The following is a 19,805-nucleotide window of genomic DNA, read 5'->3' as shown; positions in this document are numbered from 1 at the left end:
TAAAGTAAATTCTTTAGCCAACAATCAAATATCTATAAGTATAGGAAATCAAATGGTCTTGAATGGAAGTTATTATCAAGAAATAAAGTTAGCAGTACTTCCCGGAACCCAGGATACTTATCAAACCTATATAGGAAATAACTTATTGGAATTTAGTGACGGAACGATTGCAGCCCTTTTTGAGTTAAGGGATGAAATTATACCATCTTATCGCAGACAAATAGACGAATTTGGATTATTTTTAGTAGATTCTACAAACCTTATATATAAAGAAGGTTGGGATGCAACAGGTACAATAACAGGAGCCAACTTTTTTTCTGACTTAACAAGTAAAAAAGGCTTAGAAGATACAAGACTGTTTAGAATTGCAGGAATAAAAGATGTTTTTCACCCCAATACTATTGAATATGTTACTAGCCTTAAAAGTTACAATTCAAATCCAAACATAGACACAAATCAAATCCAAGACACAAATGCTCTTAATTTGTATTCTATTAGAGGAGATACCAACTTACCTTATCCATTCACACCTAATATAAAATATGACTCAGCCAGTAAGGCATTGTATTTAGATACGGCTGGAGATGACCTTAAAGATCAACTAATAATTGATTTTGGAGGTAACTTCTTAAAAGAATATGGTTTTGCAACTAAAGAAATTGGTGCTTATAAAATTTCGGTAGACGATGTTGTAAGTGGTTCTTTACAATTTACAATAGATGATAATACTTATACAATTGATTTTAATGATAAAACAGAGCTTATTAATAACATCAACTCTGGCACTGGAGGCTATCTAAAGGCTGTTAAAGATAATGATTTTATTTATATTGTTCCAACTAACAAAGTTCCTAACAACGACATTGATACGATTGTCTTAAATGACATAGAAGGTTCTCTTTCAGAAATGAATGCTCAAAAAATCACTCTTGATGCGTTGGATGTTTCAAAGCCAACATTAAACAATTTATTAGGTACCAATGAAAAAGTTGAAATGAGCATAAACGGTATAAAGATTGAAATAGATCCACTTAAAGATACAGCAAACGACCTTGTAGAAAAGATAAATGCTACCAATATGGGAGTTACAGCTTCAATTACCCCACATGGAAAGTTTGTTTTAAGAGCGGGTAACTTTGTTGATTTTGATCTAGCAAATGTTGTAATAAAAGGTAACGCAAATTTATTTGATGCTCTTGGGTTAATTGAAGATAGTTCAAACAATATAATAACAATTACATCTCCAGATCTTTCACCAGACAGAATAGAAAGTATGTTTTCAAAAGCAGATCTTTTGAGAATAGACAAAGAAATCGGTCTTATAAATCAAATTTCTGTTTCTCAAAATCTAATGAGTAATCCATCATTGCTAGCTATTGATCTTGGGATATTTGACGGAAATAATTACCAACCCATAGGTGCTGGTAGTGTTACTGTTTGGGATCAAATTACTCAATTAAGGTATTCTCCTATTTTAGACAATGGAAGACTTGGTTTTTCTGACTTTTTAGCTAATATGATTACAGAAATAGGAGTTAAAGGTGAAACTGCCCAAAAAATGAAACTTAACAGTGAATCACTAAATTCGCAAATAACAATAGAAAGAGAAAGGGTTATGGGCGTTTCTATTGATGAAGAGGTTACAAATCTGATAAAATATCAACAAGCATTTAATGCTTGTGCAAGGGTTATTACTGCTATTGATCAAATGTTAAGTACTGTAGTAAGTAGTATGGGCGTTGTTTAAAAATAGGGAGGAATTATTATGAGAATAACAGAAAATCTTTTATCAAAACAGACTCTTCAAGATATAAATGACATTTTAAGAAGATACACTGAATTGAATTCTCAATTGACTTCAGAGAAAAAATATAGATATCCTTCAGACAACGCTGCAGTAGTTTCTAAGGTATCTAATCTAGATAGTCGATTGAGAGAAATTGAAAGATATACCTCAAATGTTCAAACAGCACAGAACTATGTTAATATGTATGATTCCTCAATTCAAGAGATAAGTAGTATTTTTTATAGAATTAAAGAACTCTCTGTTAGAGGTGCTGACGGTACTCTTAGTGGAGAGGATCGAAACGCAATAGCTGAAGAATTAGACAAGATTAACACCCATCTTGTAAGTATAGCAAACACTGAAATAGGAGGAAACTATATCTTTGGTGGAGCCCAAAATAACAAAAAGGTTGTAACTGATGATTTTGAAATTACTGTGCCACCATTTGCTAACGTAAGAAGTAAAGTATCGTTAGCAGGCCAAGAAATTGAGTATGGGGTAACAGTTTACGATGTTTTTGTTACTGATAGTGGATCTTCCATTTTTGGAATAATAGATAGATTGTCAGAAGCGATTAAATCGGGCGATAATGAACTAATACAGAAAGAATTGGGAAATATTGAAGAAATACAATCAAAAGCTTTAAAATCTTTAGCAAAGGTGGGTTCGGTGGAAAGAATGTTTGATATGACATTAAAGAGAATGGGGGATTTTAATAGTTTTACTACAGAATTTCTCTCAAAAGAATCTGATGCGGATCTTGCCGAAGTTATAATGAATTTAGCTATGCAGCAAATTGTGTTACAAGCAGCTTTGAAAGCAGCAGGCAGTATTATTCCCCCAACTTTGATAGATTTTATATAAGGAGGTAATATTCTAATATGATAGAAAATTTTGATACTAAACTCGGAAATGTTAAAATAGATACAGATAAAATTATCGATTTCGAATATGGTATCCCAGGATTTGAAAATCTCACTCAATTTGCTTTGTTACAGCCAGAATCAACCTTTCCTATTATGTGGCTGGTTTCTTTAGAAGACAAAGACGTGGCATTTCCAGTAATTCTTCCACAACTTATAAGAAGCGATTATGAGATTATTTTACCTGAGGATATTACAGACTACTTACAGCTTGAAAAGCCTGAAGATGCAGTGGTTATTTGTATTTTAACAATACCTCACAATAAGGAAGATATCACAATAAATTTGGCCGCCCCTGTTATAATTTCTCTAAGGAATAAAAAAGGATTACAACTTTTAATTGAAAGTAGCGAATATAAAATCAGGCATTACTTGAAAGATGAAATTGAAAGAAATAACCAGTTACTATCGGTTCAAAGAGATGGTGGATAAATTTGTTAATATTATCCAGGAAAGTAGGAGAATCAATTATAATAAAATTAGGAACTAATCATGTAAAAATGACTATCTTAGAATCCAACAACGGTACTCTAAAATTAGGATTTGAAGCTCCCAAAGAGATAAAGATATATAGAAGTGAGCTGTATGAAGAAATTGTCAATCAAAATAAAGCCTCATTAATTGACGACGTTATAGAAGCAGCTAATTTATTTAAAAACGAGGTTCCTAAAAATTTTTCTCCAAAATATAAAAATATTGATTTAAAATAAAAAATAAAAGAAAATTAAAAAATGGCTGAGTTTTTGCTCAGCCATGTATCTTCAGCTAATATGTAATTTCAAAAAGAACCTTTTCAACTATTAACCATTTCATCTATTTCAATTTTATCTTCTTCAGTTATTAACTTATCTATATCTAAAATGATGAGCATCCCTTCTTCTAAACGAGCGATCCCACTTATAAACTTTGCTCCTCGTAATCCACCTATATTAGGTTTTTCTTCTATGAGGTCTGAATTAACACTTCTAACATTTTTAACGTCATCCACCATTATTCCGACTTTTTTATCTCCTAACTTAACCACAATAACTTTTGCACGAGACTTATTTTCAAAATCAGGCATTTTAAATTTTTTGCGCAAATTGATTATTGGAAGAACCTCTTCGTCTCTATAATTAATAATACCTTCAAAATAATCTGCTGTATTAGGTAATTTTGTTGTTTCTTCGTACTCTATAACAGCATCTACATTCATTATATCTAATCCAAACTTTTCTTTACCGAGTGTAAAGGTTACTATCTTAATTTCACTTGACACTTTTATCCCCCTTTCTTGAATATTTGTTTGTGTGTTTTTATTAATTATATCATAATCCGTTTATAAAAATTATTTTTTATTAAGCATAATAAAAATTTCAAATTCTACGAAAAATTAAGTTAATTCTAAATATTTATCTTTAAATGGTTATGTTTATCTTTAATGACTATTAATTAGGTTTTACAAAATAATGAATTAGTTGTATAATTTAGTTAGTTGCATGCTGCAAGCAACGAACTTTAAATCCATCAAACTAAAATTCTTACAAATTTTTATGTTTAACAAAAGATAATTTAATGATAAATAATTTAAGGAGCTAGAGACAATGCAAGAGAACTTGTTTTCCATTACAAAATATTTGTGGTCACATAAAAAAGCAACTATAAATCAAATATCAGAAGACTTAGGTCTAGACAAATCTACTGTATCAAGATATCTTAGAAAACTTAAGAGTTTACAGATAGTAGTTACTGAAGGTTCTCTAAAACCAGGTTCTCAAGGTGGTCGTAAAACGAATGTGTATTCTTTTAATTATGATATTTTTCATATTCTAGGTTTAGAAATTGAACAAAATGGAATAGAAGGGGTTATTACTAACTTTAACGGAGATATAAAAGATAAATTTGTTATTCATCAGAAAATCAATAAAGCAAATTTAACAGAAACAATTTTTAAGATTGTTGAAGAAAAAAAAGATCCAAACTTATACGCAATTGGAATATCTCTTCCAGGAATAATTGATCCAGTCAAAGGAAAAATTATATTTTCACAAGCTTTAGGCATAGAAAATTTTTATTTAGTTAGAGAATTATCTAAAAAGATTGAAATACCTATTTTGATAGATAACGATTCAAATATCGGTGCTGCTTACTATAATTCAAAACTGCAAAATACGGCAAAAAATATTTTATACATTTATACCTCTATACCGTATGAACTTAGAGATCCTGTAGGAGTTGGTATTGGAATAATCATTGATAACCATTTGTATCATGGTTCTAACAACTGCTCAGGGGAATATGAATTCAAATTCAATTTAGTAAAAGATAAAAAATATGAAACTGATTACTTTAACTTTTTGAAAAAATTTGAAGAAGAAGAAGTTTTTGAGGCCATTGAAAGTTTTCTTGATGAATTATCTGAAAAAATTGGTTTATTAGGGAGTATCTTGGATCCAGATACAATAATATACGATGGAAATATTAGGTTTCTACCTGAAATTGCTCTGAACTATCTTTTAGAAGAGACTAAGAAAAAAATATTTATGAAAGATAAAAGAAAAATCAAATTTCTCAAAGAGAGTAAAGAAGAATCTGTAAACGCGGTAGGAGCAGCAATTAATTTTATCTCAAAAACGTTTGAAGAAGAAAAATACTTGAAGAAGTTTTTTAAAAAAATACAGACAGTTTAGGGGAGGAAGACAAGTTGAACAAAAATGATTTAGGAAAGTTCTTTATACTAGGTTTTCAAAATGGAATAAAAAGTCATCATATAGATTTAATAAAAGAAGTTAAACCAGCAGGAATAATACTTTATCCAGCTAACATGAAATCATTAAGCGACCTTCAACTAAGTATAGAAAGACTTCATGAAGTTATAGATCAGGGGATCAAGCTTTTTATCTCTTCAGATCATGAGGGAGGGCAACTTGAAACCGTTCCGGGGATACTTCCTTCTCCAGGTAATAAGGCTATTGGAGCTACAAAAGAGTCCCACTATTCTTACATTTATGGAGATTTTTTAGGAGACGAGTTACGTAAATTAGGATTCAATATGTTGTTTGCTCCAGTGTTAGATGTAAGAGCAAAAAAATCTAGTCCAGTAGTCGGCTTAAGATCCTTTTCAGATGATCCCAAAGTCGTTGCAGAATGTGGAGTAAATTTTCTAAAGGGTTTGAGTAATCATATTTTGGGTACTTGTAAGCACTTTCCAGGCCATGGAAAAGCGATTCAAGATTCACACCACGAAATTCCGATAATTCCGGATTTAGACGATAACGACTTTTATCCCTTTATAAAAGCAATTGAAGGTGGAGCTGAAGCTATAATGACTGCTCATATAATATGCCCACAATATGATGAACATAACATTGCTACCTTATCAAAAAGTATTTTAAAAGATCTTCTTAGAGATAAGTTAGGCTATCGAGGATTAATTATAACAGATGCCCTTGAAATGAAAGCCATTCGTGATAATTATTCACCAAGAGAAATTGTGTCAAAATTCTTTAATGCCACAGGAGATTTGTTGCTTGTTGGAGATTGCGATGCTAATTTTGGACCTCTTTATAGGGAGCTTATAAACCTGTATTCTAACAGGGAAATTGATAAAAAATTGCTAGAAGAAAGCTTAGGTAGAATAACTAATTTGCAAAATCAATACATAGAATCCGATTATGAAACAAGATTTTTAACAGAAATTTCTAGGAAAGCGATTAATACGAATATAAACAAGAAGATTGATTTTTCTGAAATTACCTTTCTCATTCCCCAAGGAGATCCGCTTTCTCCATCTGATACAAGTAACAAAGATTACTTTGAATATCCCAATTTGATAAACAATTTATTTGATAATCCTAAAATAAAAACTTACGATTTGGAGATAGGGAAAATTAATGAACCCTTGGAGAAGACAGAACTCATCGTTTCTTTTGTAGTAGATTCATATCTTTTTAAAAAACAATTAAAAATGCAAAAAGATATTAAAGAATTTGCCAACGACGTTATATACATTATTTTAAGGGATGAGAGGGATCTTCAAAATTACCAAACAGAAAAATATGTTCTCACCAATTCAACAAAAGCTTTATCAATCTATTATGCATTAAAAACGATATTTGATGTCTAAAAATTCTTCAAACATTAGAAAAAGGAGGTGGAAGTTAAGAAAGTTTAGTAACAGCTAGATACATTTTTATCCAAAACTGATTTAATAAAGAAGGAGGAGGTTTTTAGTATGAGAAAAAAGGCGTTATTAGTGTTTATGCTTGTTGGATTAACACTTTTATCTTTTGGAAAAACCAAAATATCAGTATGGCAGTTCATGATGGATGATAACTTGTCCCAACAGGTAAAGGAGAATTTTGAAAAGGCTAATCCTGATATCGAATTAGAAATAGTTCAACTCTCATGGGCTACAGGATTTGATAGAATAGTTACTTCTATCGCAGCTGGAACGGCTCCAGATGTAATTGAACTTGGTAACACTTGGCTTGCAACATTTGCATCTCAAGGTGTTTTAAGACCAGTTGATGATTTAGTGGATAAAGTCAAAGATAATTATGTGGCGTGGAATTTTGTTGAATATCAAGATCGTTATTGGGGTTTTCCTTGGCTTCTTGCTCCAAGATGTATGTATTATAACTTGGAACTCCTTGAAAAAGCGGGTTTAGATCCAGATAATCCTCCAAAAACTTGGATGGAACTTTTAAATGCTGCAGCTAAGATCCATGCACTCGGACCCGATATCTATGGTGCAGGGTTATGTGTAGGTGAGCTGTATAGTCCATATCAACAATGGTTCTTACCAGCCGTTTGGGGAAATTTTGGACACTTTGTATCTCCAGATTTGAAAAAGGCGACCTTAAATTCTGATCCTGTAATTGAGACGGCGTACTATTACAGAAGTTTGAAAGATTATGCATTACTGGGAAAGGAATCTGAATTGGCAGAAGCTTTTGGAAAAGGAAAATTAGGTTTCTTCTTTGCAGGTCCAGCATATATAAACAATATACAGAGAGATTATCCAGAAACTATATTTGACGTTGCATTCATTCCAAAACCAAGAGAAAATTATGGTTATCATGCTTCATTTGCCGGAGGAGAAGTATTAGGTATTTCTTCACAGACCAAGCATGTTGACGAAGCATGGAGAGTAATAGAGTATCTATTAGGCGAAGAAGTAGCTATGCAAATAACTCGAACCACGGGCGAAGTTTTCCCAACAAAAGTAGGTATCGAAAACGACCCATGGTTCGAGAGCCATCCACTACACAAAACATTTCTTGAACAAAATAAATATGCTGTACCATTCCCACCATTAGCTGAAGCTAACAAAATTGAACAAATATTCACTAATGTTGTTGAAGAAATATTACTCACAAATACACCTATCGAAAATATACTACAAAAGTACAACGAACAGATTCAAGCGTTGCTGTAGGAAACTAATTGAGTTACAAGATAGGGGGCAGAGGAGTTAACCCTCTGCCTTTCTATAAATCAAACCCGTTGTTTGGTTTATATAGACTAAAAAATGTGAAAAGGAGAAGCTGTTTATAATGAAAACAAAAAGCAAGTACAATTTAACCACGTTAGCTTTTCTGCTTCCTTGGATCATAACTTTTATAATCTTTTCCGCTTATCCTATTATCTATTCAATCGCGATAAGCTTTACAGATTATTCCGGATTAAATCCGGCAATGAATTTTGTTGGTTTAAAAAATTATACCGCCTTATTTAAAGATGAAATATTTTTGAAAGCTATGAAAAATACACTCATCTTTGTTGTTGGAACAATACCTTTTACGACAATAATATCAATTCTTTTAGCTGTTTTAATTAACAGTAAAATGGTTAAATTTAAAGGGTTATTCAAAGCCGGTTTCTTTCTTCCATCGGTAATGTCAATGGTTGTTATATCAACAATATGGCGCTATATCTATAGTGCAGACGGTCTACTCAATCATATGCTTAGAATGTTTGGTATAGAAAAAAGTACTGGGTGGCTCGCGTCACCTAACACAGCTTTGTTAGCTATTATGATAATGGATGTGTGGGCGGCCATTGGATATTATACCATAATTTTCTTATCTGGTCTACAAAGTATTCCTGAGGAATTGTACGAATCTGCTGCTATTGATGGAGCATCTAGTAGTGACGCATTTTTTAAAATAACCCTACCCTTAATAAAACCCACGTTGTTTTTTGTCATAGCTATAAATACTATTAGATCGTTTCAAATCTTTGCTGAAATTTTTACAATGACAGGTGGAGGCCCTTTAAATTCAACTCAAACTATTGTTCACTACCTTTACATAACAGGTTTTAGACAATTTAAAATGGGATATGCCTCAGCAATGGCTTATATTCTAGTTATTATTGTTCTAATTATTACCTTGATTCAGCAAAGGGCCCTGAGGAGTGAATATTAGTGAATATTAAAAAAACGGTATTGTTAATTATTTCGTTTTGTTTGTTAATAATTTTTCTTTTTCCGTTGGTGATAATGATATATACATCCTTTATTCCCCAGGGAACTATGACAAATATTGTAAAAGATTACTATTTAAACGATTTTGAAGCGGGATACATGAGTGTTATAAAACGTACGATTACACCATTAGGTAATACTGACTATTCATTAGTAAAAGAGTCTCCTACTTCAACGCAATCTTTGAAAATCGAGTCAACAGGTGAAAGAAATCCTGGAATAAAAATGATAGGAGCTACCAGAGATTTACGAAAAGTAAAAACCTTTAATTTCTGGCTGAAGGTAGAAACCCCTAATATTGAAAATGGATATGTTAGGTTTGAAGATGTTAATGGGAAATTTCAAGATATTCCATTTAAGCTGGGAAAAACAGGACAATGGGAAGAAATAGTTATAAATAAAAAAGCACTTGATAAAGATGAACTAAACCTCAAATATGTAACAGGTATTTCAGTTGTGCTAAACAACGAAGAAGATGCATCCAATGTAGCTTTTCTTATAGATGATATCAAAATTTACAATCAATATCCAACCTTGATGAATTATGTCATAGTATGGACTGAAGATATGTTTGGAAGATATATTATAAACAGTATCATAGTGTCAGTCACAGTTGTAGTAGCTAATCTTTTATTTTCATCAATGGTGGCTTATGCATTTGCACGAAGAGAATTTAAGGGCAAAAACTTTTTATTTGCTCTAATACTTGCTACAATGATGATCCCTTTTCAAGTAACCACCATTCCCATTTTCATATTAATGAAAAACTTGAATCTTTTAGATACTTACTGGGCATTAATATTACCTCAATTAGTAACGCCTTTTGGTATATTTATTTTAAAGCAGTACATAGAACAGCTTCCAATAGAAATAGAACAAGCAGCTGTAGTTGATGGAGCGGGACCGTTTGCTGTTTTTTTCAGAATAGTGATGCCACTTTCTTCTCCAGCATTGGCTGTGATGGCAATAAACACATTTATAACAACATGGAACGATCTTTTCATGCCTTTGATACTAACGTCGTCTCGTGAAATGAGAACAGCTCAAGTTGGTCTTGCGCTTTATCAACAGTTGACACAATTACAGTGGCCCTACCTTATGTCAGCAACAACCATTGTTGGTTTACCGATAATGATAGCCTTTTTAATTTTTCAAAAGCAAATCATATCCGGGATAACTGCCGGAAGTGTAAAGGGGTAGATAAAATGAAAAAGATATGGGTTATTTTGATAGTGTTAACAGTAAGTTTGTTAAGCTTTTCTGAGAATCTTAGTAATACAAAGGAGAACATAACAGTGGAAAACAAAGATTACAAAATTATTGCATATTTGCCCTGCTGGGTAGGAAAAGATTGGACTGCGGAAGATATAGAAGGAGATAAATTAACTCACCTATATTTAGCTTTCGCTCGAATCAACAACGAATTTAAGATATCAAACTATGATGTAAGAATACCAGGGGTTCCAGACACTGTATCTTCTCAAACTATTGTTAATGATGTGTGGGAGGAAGTAAAAAGGGTACAAAAAAAATATCCAGATTTAAAAATAATTGTGGCAGTTGGTGGATGGGGGGCTGATGGATTTTCAGATATGGTCGCAACTAAGGCTACACGGGAAATTTTTGTTGATAGTGTTGTGGAATATATAGAAAAGTATAATTTGGATGGAATAGATCTAGATTGGGAATATCCAGTTGATGGTGGTGGAGGAACCATAAAAGCTCGAAAGGAAGATAAAGAAAACTTCACAGAACTTATAAAACTACTTCGTGAAAAATTAGGAGAGGATAAGGAGATATCTTTTTGTGCCAATGTATCTGGTTGGTTTTTAGATGTAATAGAATGGGAGAAAGTCGTTCCTCTGGTTAACTCAATTAACGTGATGGGATATGATTATCATGGACCTTGGAGTGCAAACACAGCTCATCACTCTAATCTTTTTATAAATCCTCAAGATCCTGTTGCACATTGGGGATTGTCTTCTGATGCCGCTATTAAAAGGTTTATTGATAGAGGAATTCCTGCTGAAAAGTTAGTATTAGGATTTCCAGCATATGGAAGAGAATTTTATGGGGTTGAGCCTGGTGAAAATGGTGATGGCTTATTCCAAAAGTATCAAGAAACCATTTGGCCGGGTGGAGCAATACCGTACACAATCCTTAAGAAATATTATATAGATAAAAATGATTTTAGAAGATACTGGGATGATGCTGCAAAAGTTCCGTATTTATACGATGGAGAAACGTTTATAACTTATGAAGATCCCCAGTCGGTTGCCCAAAAGGCAAAGTACGTCCATGAGATGAAATTAGGAGGAATAATGTATTGGGAATACGTAGATGATATCGAAAACGACCTTCTCAACGCAGCTTATGAAACTCTGAAGAAGTAGCTTTACTTTCGTATTATGGGATTTTATCTTCTTAATCTGGCTTCCTGTTTAGGAAGCCATTTTTTATTATTTGTTTATAGCGGTGAAATAATGTTATGATAGTATTGAAAAAATTAGTTTAATAAAAACTTTGAAAAAGGAGAATAGAAGATGCCCGATATGCTTGTAAAACTTTATGATTTACCTTATGATGAAACCCTTTTTGATAAACTAAAAAATGAAAATATTTCTGTGAGAAGAGCAAAAGCACCAGAGAAAAAGTTTGTTGTTAATTGGATTCAGGAAAAGTTTGGTGATTATTGGGCAAGCGAAAGCGATATTTCTTTTTCACGTTCTCCAATAAGTTGTTTCATTGCCATAGATAGAGCAAAAAATGAAATCGTTGGTTTCTCTTGTTATGATAGTACTTGCAAAGGTTTTTTTGGTCCAATGGGTGTTGAGGAAAGTTATAGAGGAAAAGATATAGGGAAAGCACTACTTTTAATTGGTTTAAAAGGAATGTGGGAAGTAGGATATGCTTATGCAATAATAGGAAGCGCTGGACCAGTAAAATTTTATGAAAAGATTGTAAATGCAATTCCAATAGAAAATTCAGTCCCAGGGATCTATGAAGGGATTTTAAGAAAAAATAATCCGTGAGATTTAGGCCAAAACGTCTTAGAGGAACGCAAGTTGCGGTAATTCACTATATTATTATACAAGAATATTTAATAAGGATGGGTGAAAAGAGAAATAATTTTTAAACCAATCTATGTAAAATCTTTAGAAGATGGTATTTTGCTCGATAAAGTTGATGAAGCTAAAAAACATCTGACCCAGTGTCATCTATGTCCACGCGAATGCGGTGTGAATAGAACCACAAATATCGGTTTTTGTAGAGCTCCTGCAGAAGTTATTGTATCAAGCGTAGGTCCTCATTTTGGCGAAGAACATGTATTAGTGGGATCTAGAGGTTCTGGCACAATCTTTTTTGGATTTTGTAATATGCGATGCGTCTATTGTCAAAATTATGAGCTTAGCTTTGAAGACAGAGGAAAGATTGTGTCTAATAAAGAACTTGCTGATATGATGCTATTAGTGCAAAACCATTATAAATGTCATAACATAAATTTAGTAACCCCTACTCATTTTGTACCCAATATTATCGAAGCTCTTTATATAGCTGCTCAGAAAGGGTTGAATTTACCCATAGTTTATAATTGTGGAGGTTATGAAAGTGTCGAAACCCTAAAAATATTGGATGGAATAATAGATATATACATGCCAGATTTCAAATATATCTCTTCTGAAAAAGCCAAAAAATATTCTCAGGCTCCAGATTATCCTGAAAAAGTCAAATTAGCTCTAAAAGAAATGGACCGACAGGTGGGAGGTTTAAAATTAGACGAAAAAGCAATAGCTTATAGAGGCTTGCTTATTCGTCATCTTATGTTGCCAGGATGCCTGGATGAAACAAAGACAATTTTAGAGTTTATTAAACAAGAACTGTCTCAAGATTGTTTAGTTAATCTAATGAAACAATACTATCCCACTCATAGAGCTTTCGAATATGACGAGTTACGAAGAAGAGTTAGTTTTCATGAGTACCAAGAAGCCTATGCTTATGCACAAAAACTAGGTTTAAGGCTTTGTTAAAAATTTACAAGTGGGCAAGATTGAGAAATACGATTTATATAACTTAAATTGTGTAGGATTGTTTTTTTGTGAAGTATTTACAAGTAACAAAAAGAACTTTGAGATTTATATAACTTCTAAATTTTTTAAATGAAAGGGGCGCTGGCAGCTATGAAAACATTAAGGAGTAAAATGCTCGTTTTGATTTTAGTACCTATTGTAGTCTTACTATCAATTCTAGCTTCAATACTTTATGTACAGATTAACTCCGTTGTATCTGAAGAAATAATAAATTTAACTACTGAAATTGAAAAAATTGGAGCACGAACTGTAGATGAATGGTTAAAAGGGTTGTTAAAAGAGGTTCAGTTATTAGCAGACACAAATGAGGTAAAGGCCGCATTTCAAACCAAGGACTGGACATCGCTAATGGAAGAATATCTTCCACGCATACTCAAAGAAAGACCTGAATATGAAATGTTTCTTATATCATATCCAGACGGAACTAGTCCAGATACCCTTGGGTCTGTTTCAAAATTATCAGATAGACAGTATTTTATAGATATAATGAAAAATAACAAAGATTATTCTATAAGTGATGTATTAGTCTCAAGAGTTACAGGTAAGAATGTTGTTGTAATCGCAGCAGCAGTAAAAGATGAAGCTAACAGAAATATAGGACTTTTTGCAGCTACAGTGCTCCTTGATACTTTAACTAATTTTGTATCAGGCATAAATATAGGGAAATCTGGATACGCCTTTATTGTAGATTCAACTGGTATGATTATAGCTCATCCTAATAAAGATTTAGTGATGAATCTAAATCTTCTTCAATCCTCTAAACACAAGTATCAAGGACTTGAAGAAATAGGCAAAAAAATGGTTGCAAAGCAATCAGGTCAGGGACAGTTCACTAATCCAGAAGGTAAGTTAGAAAATATCTTCTTTTCACCTATTCCAACTGCAGAAGGTTGGTCTTTCGCAGCAGTCGTGTCTGAAGATGATTTAAAGGCACCAGTTAGGGGATTGTTGAAAAATACTATGATTATCATTATTATAATAGTTGCTATTGCTGTAGTAATTATATTTTTCCTGAGTATAAGTATTTCAAAACCTATCAGTCAACTGGCTCAATCTGCGCAGAAATTTGGTGAAGGTGATTTAACGATTAAGTTTGAAGCAAAAGGAAAAGATGAAGTTGTGATGATGGCTAAATCTTTACAACAGATGGGCGATAATTTAAGGAACTCCTTCAGTGAAATTGTAAGTTATTCTGAACAAGTAGCTTCAACGGCTCAAAACTTAGCAAGTTCTGCAGAAGAAATGAGTGCCACTAGTGAAGAACTCTCAGCTCAAATGGAAAATGTTAACAAAAATGTTCAAAACGTTTCCGCATCCATAGAAGAAGCTACATCAGGTATACAAGAAGTAGCAGCAAGTGCCCAAAACGTTTCTCGATCTGCCCAAGAGTTAACAGAAAAAGCAAGTCATGTAAAAGAGGCAGCTGATAAGGGGAACTTAGCTGTAAATAATATTGTAAACATGATCGAACAGACCAAAGAAGGTGCTAAGAGAACAGAAAAAGTGGTTCTAGAATTAGCTAATTACGCCAAAGACATCTGGTCTATTGTTGAAACAATTAATTCTATTGCCGAGCAAACAAATCTACTAGCCCTCAATGCTGCAATAGAAGCAGCTAGAGCTGGAGAAGCTGGAAGAGGATTTGCAGTTGTTGCTGATGAAATAAGAAAACTTGCTGAAGATAGTAAGAGAGCCACCGATAATATAGCAACAATTCTAAATCAAGTACAAACAGGTACAGAAAAGGCAAGATCAGAAACGTTAGAGGCCACAAAACAAGTAGAAAAAACGGTTGAACAGTCATCTATAATTAAAAATGAGATATACAATATTTTAAAAGAAGTTAACGAAATAAGTAGTATGATAGAAAGCTTGGCAGCAAATTCCGAGGAAATGAGTGCTGCGGCAGAAGAAATGAGTAGTGCAATGGATTCAGCAGCAAGGTCCGTTACTGAAATAGCTCAGCAAATAGAAGAAATGACTTCTGCTGTTAAACAACAAGCTAATGCAACATTGCAAGTAAGTATGGCTAGCGAAGAGCTTTCTCAAATTGCAGAGAAGTTAGTTGCACAGGTGAAGAAGTTTAAAATATAAAAGCATTTAAAATAGATTATTAACTCGATAAAAGCAGGCGTCAAGCCTGCTTTTATATATGCAATGAAAATGCAAATATTAACAAATTACATAATTAAAAAACAAATTTATGTTAAAATATATCTAGAGATATTTTTAATTACTAACTACAATAAAATGGAGAGAAAAAGCATGGATAAAATTTGTATTGTGGCAGATTCAGGGGGATATCTACCAAAAGATATATTAACCAAGTACGATATTTCTCTCGTACCGTTCTATATCACTTTGGATGGAGAAAAATATTTAGTTCAAGGAAAAGATATTACTGATAAAGAACTTTACAAAAAAATGGAAGCGGATCCCAATATATTTCCGAAAACTTCAGCACCAAACCCAGAAGATTGGTACAACGTGCTTCTAGAGAAATACCAAAAAGGATACAAAAACATATTAATAACCACTATGTCAAGCGATCTATCAGCAAGTTATAACAACGCTAGTCTAGCAAAAACTTCATTTTTGGAAGATTATCCGGATTGTGACGTTAAGGTTTTCGATACCAGAACTTGCACTTGTGGACAATCAGCAATGGAGATTAAGTTAGCCCAACTCATAGAAAAAGGCAAACATACATTTGAACAACTGTATGAGGCAGCTAAAAATTTGATAGCCAAAACACATACAATATTTAGCGTTAAAACCTTAAAATATATGGAAGCAGGCGGAAGAATTGGAGGGGCAGCCAAATTTCTAGGAGTTATGTTAAAAATAAATCCTATAAGTGAATTTGTAGATGGAGTAGTTAAACCTATAAAAATGTCTAGAACTAGAAAAAAGGCATTAGATGCAATGGTTGATATAGCTGTAAAAAGAATAAAAGATCCAAAAAAAACTATTATCTGTACACGTAGTGCTTTGTACGAAGAAGATCAAGAATACCTTATCAAAAATTTAAAAGAAAAGTTAGATTATAAGGGTAAAATATATCGAGGAACATTAGAAGCAGTAATTGGTGCCCATTCTGGTCCTGGAGCGATAGGTGTTGGGTTTGTTACCGAATGAAATCTTAAGTTTATGTGAATAAACATTGGATCCTTTAAAACCATTGAAGAAGACCTTTGTAAATTTTTCATTAAAAGTAGACTTTGAATTCAATAATGGATGTGGGGACAGCGATAGAATTAAATAGAATTAAAATGAGAAAGGAGGAAGGTGTTTAAAAACACCGTCTTTTTGAACATTCTAGAATTTAAAGATGACGTAGAAAAAAAGTTACAGGAATTAGAAAGTAAATTAAGTGATCCGAATATAACTAGCGATTTAGAAAGGCTAAAAGAGCTAGGGCAAGAACACGCCAGATTTTCAGAATTAAATGAATTGTTTAATAATTACGTGTCTACACTTGAAGACATCGAAGCTCTTAACGAGATGTATAATTCAGGGGAAGTTTCAGAAGAAGAATATACGTCAATGCTTAAGGAATTTGAAGCGAAGAAAGAAAGATTAGAAAAAGAAATTACTGAGAGATTAGTACCCCCTGACGAGTACGACGATAGAAATATTATAATGGAAATACGTGCTGGAACTGGAGGAGACGAAGCAGCACTTTTCGCTGCTGATCTGTTGAGAATGTATTTAAGGTATGCTGAAAGAAATAACTGGAAATATGAAATATTAGATATTACAGAAAATGAGTTGGGTGGAATAAAAACAGCTGTATTAAGAATTAACGGTAAGGGAGTATACAGAAGATTAAAATATGAAAGTGGAGTCCATAGAGTTCAAAGAGTTCCTCAAACGGAATCTTCTGGAAGGATACATACTTCTACAGCAACTGTTGCGGTACTTCCTGAGCCCACAGATATCGACATTCACATAAATGAAGATGAACTAAAAATAGATACATATAGAGCTAGTGGTGCTGGCGGACAACACGTTAACAAAACTGACTCTGCAGTTAGGATAACCCATCTTCCAACAGGAATAGTTGTAACCTGTCAAAAAGAAAGATCTCAACATCAAAATAAAGAAAAAGCCTTAAATATATTGAAGGCAAAATTATTTGAACTCAAACTCGAAGAACAACAATCTAAGATAGTAAAAGAAAGAAAATCACAAATTGGAACAGCCGAAAGAAGCGAAAAGATAAGAACCTATAATTTTCCACAAAACAGAGTAACAGACCATAGAATACAATACACAACATACCGAATAAATGAAATACTAGATGGAGATTTAGATGAAATCATTGATAAACTGATAGAACATGATCTCAAGGAAAAAATAGAAACTCTTACAATATAAAATATGAAATAAGAGGTGGTCTAATGATTAAGATAACCTTTCCGGATGGTTCATCGAAAGAGTATGAAGAAGGTGTTTCACCTGCCGATATAGCTAAAGATATATCGGAAAGATTGTACAAAGATTCAATAGCTGCTGAAGTTAACGGTGAGTTAGTTGATTTAAATTATCCGATAACTCGAGATTCCACAGTTAAATTAATCACATTAGATGACGAAAAAGCTCCTCTAATTTACAGACATACTATGTCACACATTATGGCGCAAGCTGTTACTCATGTCTTCGGAGCAGATAAAGTCAAAATAGGAATAGGTCCTGTTATCGAAGATGGTTTTTATTACGATTTTGATGTAGAAGGACACAGTATATCAGAAGAAGACTTTCCAAAAATAGAAGAAGAAATGAAAAGGATAATCGAGCAAGATATAAAAATAGTTAGGAAAGAGATTACGAAAGATGAAGCAAAAGAAATATTTAAAGACCAACCATACAAACTTGAGTTGATTGATGAAATAGAAGATGATAAAGTCTCCATTTACATTCAAGGTGACTTTGTAGACTTATGTAGAGGGCCACATCTTCCTTCTACTGGTTATGTTAAACATTTTAAACTTTTATCAGTTTCCGGGGCCTATTGGCGTGGTGACGAAAAGAATAAAATGCTACAACGAATATATGGAACTGCTTTTGCAAAAAAGAAAGATCTAGACGATTATCTAAATATGTTAGAAGAGGCTAAAAAACGTGATCATAGAAAATTAGGTCCTCAATTAAATTTGTTTATGCTTCAGTCGGAGATGGCGCCAGGAATGCCGTTTATTCTACCAAACGGTAAGATCGTTCTAAACGAACTAATGGATTACTCACGAGAAGTTCATAAAAGATACGGCTACAGTGAAGTAGAAACTCCCCAGATAATGAATATTAAACTATGGCATCAATCAGGTCACTGGGATCATTACAAAGAAAACATGTTTTTTACCGAAAAAGAAGATATGCCGATGGCAGTAAAACCTATGAATTGTCCAGGTCATATTTTAATCTACAAAAACAACTTTGTAAGTTACAGAGACCTTCCAATAAGATTATTTGAATTTGGAAAAGTGCATCGCTATGAAAGAAGCGGTACCTTGCATGGTCTTTTTAGAGTAAGAGCATTCACTCAAGACGACGCCCATATATTTTGTACTAAATCGCAGATGGAACAAGAAATAATAAGGGTGATCGAACTTACCAACGAAATATATTCAACATTTGGATTTGACTATGAAGCAATTTTAAGTACCATGCCTGAAGATCACATGGGAGAGGTTGAAACATGGGATAGCGCAACTGAAGCACTAAAATTAGCCTTAGAAAAGTCTCAGATAAATTATAAAATAGCTGAAGGAGATGGAGCTTTTTACGGTCCTAAAATCGATTTTCATGTGACAGATTCTATAGGAAGAAAATGGCAATGCACTACCATACAACTTGATTTCCAGATGCCAGAGAGATTTGAAATGGTATATGCAAATGAAAAAGGTGAATATGAAAGACCCGTTATGATTCATAGAGCAATATTCGGATCATTGGAAAGGTTCTTTGGAATTCTGATAGAAAATTTTGCAGGAGAATTCCCAACTTGGCTTGCGCCTGTACAAGTAGCGGTTATCCCTGTTTCAGAAAAATTTAATGAAAAGGCCAAAGAATTTGCAAATCAATTAGAAAAAGAAAATATCAGAACTTATGTTAACGATACTGATTCCACAGTAAGTTACAAAATAAGAAACGAACAAATGAAAAAGGTACCGTACATGATAGTTTTTGGAGAGAAAGAGTTAGATTCTGATACTATTAACGTTCGAACAATTAAAGGCAAAACTGAAGAAAATATTTCAAGAGATCTTTTCATCGATAAAATTAAAGAAGAAATAGCAAGTAGAAGTTTAAACTTAAGTTTTTAAATATCTTTTTGAATAATTAATTATATTTTCTAATAGAGAAACAAAAAAGGAGCTAGTTAGTCTAACTAGTTCCTTTTCTTATTTTATTCATCTGCAGAATCATATTTTTTCAAAACCTCTTCACATTTACTGATAAAAGTTTCCAGAATTTTTGCCTGTTGCTTTACACTCTCAACTGCGTATTTTAAATACTCTAAACCCAAAGGTGTTATT

Annotated in this window: 17 protein-coding genes; 16 read left to right on the top strand and 1 reads right to left on the bottom strand. The window is 32.9% G+C overall.

Features of this window, described 5'->3' with window-relative positions; all coding sequences use genetic code 11:
- From PKN74_RS06435 to csrA, 4 genes are all read left to right on the top strand, one after another.
- The coding region (locus PKN74_RS06435; RefSeq protein ID WP_472309754.1) for a FlgK family flagellar hook-associated protein at positions 1-1,747 on the top strand (1,747 nt) is incomplete at its 5' end.
- An 18-nt stretch (positions 1,748-1,765) separates the two neighbouring features.
- Positions 1,766-2,650 (top strand): flagellar hook-associated protein FlgL, encoded by an 885-nt coding sequence (gene flgL / locus PKN74_RS06430; protein WP_472309752.1) that lies wholly within the window; start codon positions 1,766-1,768, stop codon positions 2,648-2,650.
- A 17-nt stretch (positions 2,651-2,667) separates the two neighbouring features.
- Positions 2,668-3,141, top strand: a complete 474-nt coding sequence (gene fliW / locus PKN74_RS06425; protein ID WP_472309750.1) for a flagellar assembly protein FliW — start codon at positions 2,668-2,670, stop codon at positions 3,139-3,141.
- A 2-nt stretch (positions 3,142-3,143) separates the two neighbouring features.
- Positions 3,144-3,419, top strand: coding sequence for a carbon storage regulator CsrA (csrA, locus tag PKN74_RS06420; RefSeq protein WP_472309748.1), 276 nt, complete (start codon positions 3,144-3,146; stop codon positions 3,417-3,419).
- Between the two features lie 83 nt (positions 3,420-3,502).
- Here csrA and PKN74_RS06415 read toward each other — a convergent pair whose 3' ends face one another.
- Positions 3,503-3,967, bottom strand: coding sequence for a chemotaxis protein CheW (locus tag PKN74_RS06415; protein ID WP_472309746.1), 465 nt, complete (start codon positions 3,965-3,967; stop codon positions 3,503-3,505).
- Positions 3,968-4,292: 325 nt separating this feature from the next.
- On the opposite strand from PKN74_RS06415, the gene PKN74_RS06410 reads away from it, so the two are divergent.
- From PKN74_RS06410 to thrS, 12 genes are all read left to right on the top strand, one after another.
- Positions 4,293-5,378 carry an ROK family protein gene (locus PKN74_RS06410; RefSeq protein WP_472309744.1) on the top strand — a complete coding sequence of 362 codons (1,086 nt, stop codon included), beginning with the start codon at positions 4,293-4,295 and terminating at the stop codon, positions 5,376-5,378.
- 14 nt (positions 5,379-5,392) lie between these two features.
- The gene (locus PKN74_RS06405) at positions 5,393-6,814 is read left to right on the top strand and encodes a glycoside hydrolase family 3 protein (RefSeq protein WP_472309742.1); all 1,422 of its coding nucleotides are present in this window, start codon (positions 5,393-5,395) and stop codon (positions 6,812-6,814) included.
- A gap of 108 nt (positions 6,815-6,922) precedes the next feature.
- Positions 6,923-8,128 (top strand): extracellular solute-binding protein, encoded by a 1,206-nt coding sequence (locus tag PKN74_RS06400; protein ID WP_472309740.1) that lies wholly within the window; start codon positions 6,923-6,925, stop codon positions 8,126-8,128.
- Between the two features lie 118 nt (positions 8,129-8,246).
- On the top strand, positions 8,247-9,119 hold the full coding sequence (locus PKN74_RS06395; protein WP_472309738.1) for a carbohydrate ABC transporter permease: 873 nt from the start codon (positions 8,247-8,249) through the stop codon (positions 9,117-9,119).
- Positions 9,119-10,378, top strand: coding sequence for a carbohydrate ABC transporter permease (locus tag PKN74_RS06390; RefSeq protein WP_472309736.1), 1,260 nt, complete (start codon positions 9,119-9,121; stop codon positions 10,376-10,378). Before PKN74_RS06395 ends, PKN74_RS06390 begins: the two co-directional genes overlap by 1 nt.
- Positions 10,379-10,383: 5 nt before the next feature.
- The gene (locus PKN74_RS06385) at positions 10,384-11,571 is read left to right on the top strand and encodes a glycoside hydrolase family 18 protein (protein ID WP_472309734.1); all 1,188 of its coding nucleotides are present in this window, start codon (positions 10,384-10,386) and stop codon (positions 11,569-11,571) included.
- 150 nt (positions 11,572-11,721) lie between these two features.
- Positions 11,722-12,210, top strand: coding sequence for a GNAT family N-acetyltransferase (locus PKN74_RS06380; protein WP_472309732.1), 489 nt, complete (start codon positions 11,722-11,724; stop codon positions 12,208-12,210).
- Positions 12,211-12,291: 81 nt separating this feature from the next.
- Positions 12,292-13,206: a radical SAM protein gene (locus PKN74_RS06375; RefSeq protein WP_472309730.1), complete on the top strand. Its 915-nt coding sequence runs from the start codon at positions 12,292-12,294 to the stop codon at positions 13,204-13,206.
- 150 nt (positions 13,207-13,356) lie between these two features.
- Positions 13,357-15,360: a methyl-accepting chemotaxis protein gene (locus PKN74_RS06370; RefSeq protein ID WP_472309728.1), complete on the top strand. Its 2,004-nt coding sequence runs from the start codon at positions 13,357-13,359 to the stop codon at positions 15,358-15,360.
- Positions 15,361-15,531: 171 nt separating this feature from the next.
- Positions 15,532-16,404 (top strand): DegV family protein, encoded by an 873-nt coding sequence (locus PKN74_RS06365; RefSeq protein ID WP_472309726.1) that lies wholly within the window; start codon positions 15,532-15,534, stop codon positions 16,402-16,404.
- 177 nt (positions 16,405-16,581) lie between these two features.
- Positions 16,582-17,646 carry a peptide chain release factor 1 gene (gene prfA / locus PKN74_RS06360; RefSeq protein WP_472309756.1) on the top strand — a complete coding sequence of 355 codons (1,065 nt, stop codon included), beginning with the start codon at positions 16,582-16,584 and terminating at the stop codon, positions 17,644-17,646.
- A 23-nt stretch (positions 17,647-17,669) separates the two neighbouring features.
- Entirely contained in the window at positions 17,670-19,592 is a 1,923-nt protein-coding gene (gene thrS, locus PKN74_RS06355) for a threonine--tRNA ligase (RefSeq protein ID WP_472309724.1), read from the top strand.
- The last annotated feature ends 213 nt before the right edge of the window (positions 19,593-19,805 follow it).

This window comes from Defluviitoga sp., assembly GCF_035349255.1.
In the GTDB taxonomy this organism is placed as follows: Bacteria; Thermotogota; Thermotogae; order Petrotogales; family Petrotogaceae; genus Defluviitoga.
Note: the sequence above shows the minus strand (reverse complement) of the source record. Positions and strands in the feature narration are given on the sequence as shown.

Bases quoted from the DNA above. Each gene is read 5' to 3' on its own strand.
- PKN74_RS06365 (WP_472309726.1), top strand. From the start codon at position 15,532: ATGGATAAAATTTGTATTGTGGCAGATTCAGGGGGATATCTACCAAAA.
- thrS (WP_472309724.1), top strand. From the start codon at position 17,670: ATGATTAAGATAACCTTTCCGGATGGTTCATCGAAAGAGTATGAAGAA.
- PKN74_RS06395 (WP_472309738.1), top strand. From the start codon at position 8,247: ATGAAAACAAAAAGCAAGTACAATTTAACCACGTTAGCTTTTCTGCTT.
- PKN74_RS06410 (WP_472309744.1), top strand. From the start codon at position 4,293: ATGCAAGAGAACTTGTTTTCCATTACAAAATATTTGTGGTCACATAAA.
- PKN74_RS06400 (WP_472309740.1), top strand. From the start codon at position 6,923: ATGAGAAAAAAGGCGTTATTAGTGTTTATGCTTGTTGGATTAACACTT.
- PKN74_RS06370 (WP_472309728.1), top strand. From the start codon at position 13,357: ATGAAAACATTAAGGAGTAAAATGCTCGTTTTGATTTTAGTACCTATT.
- fliW (WP_472309750.1), top strand. From the start codon at position 2,668: ATGATAGAAAATTTTGATACTAAACTCGGAAATGTTAAAATAGATACA.
- flgL (WP_472309752.1), top strand. From the start codon at position 1,766: ATGAGAATAACAGAAAATCTTTTATCAAAACAGACTCTTCAAGATATA.
- PKN74_RS06380 (WP_472309732.1), top strand. From the start codon at position 11,722: ATGCCCGATATGCTTGTAAAACTTTATGATTTACCTTATGATGAAACC.
- PKN74_RS06385 (WP_472309734.1), top strand. From the start codon at position 10,384: ATGAAAAAGATATGGGTTATTTTGATAGTGTTAACAGTAAGTTTGTTA.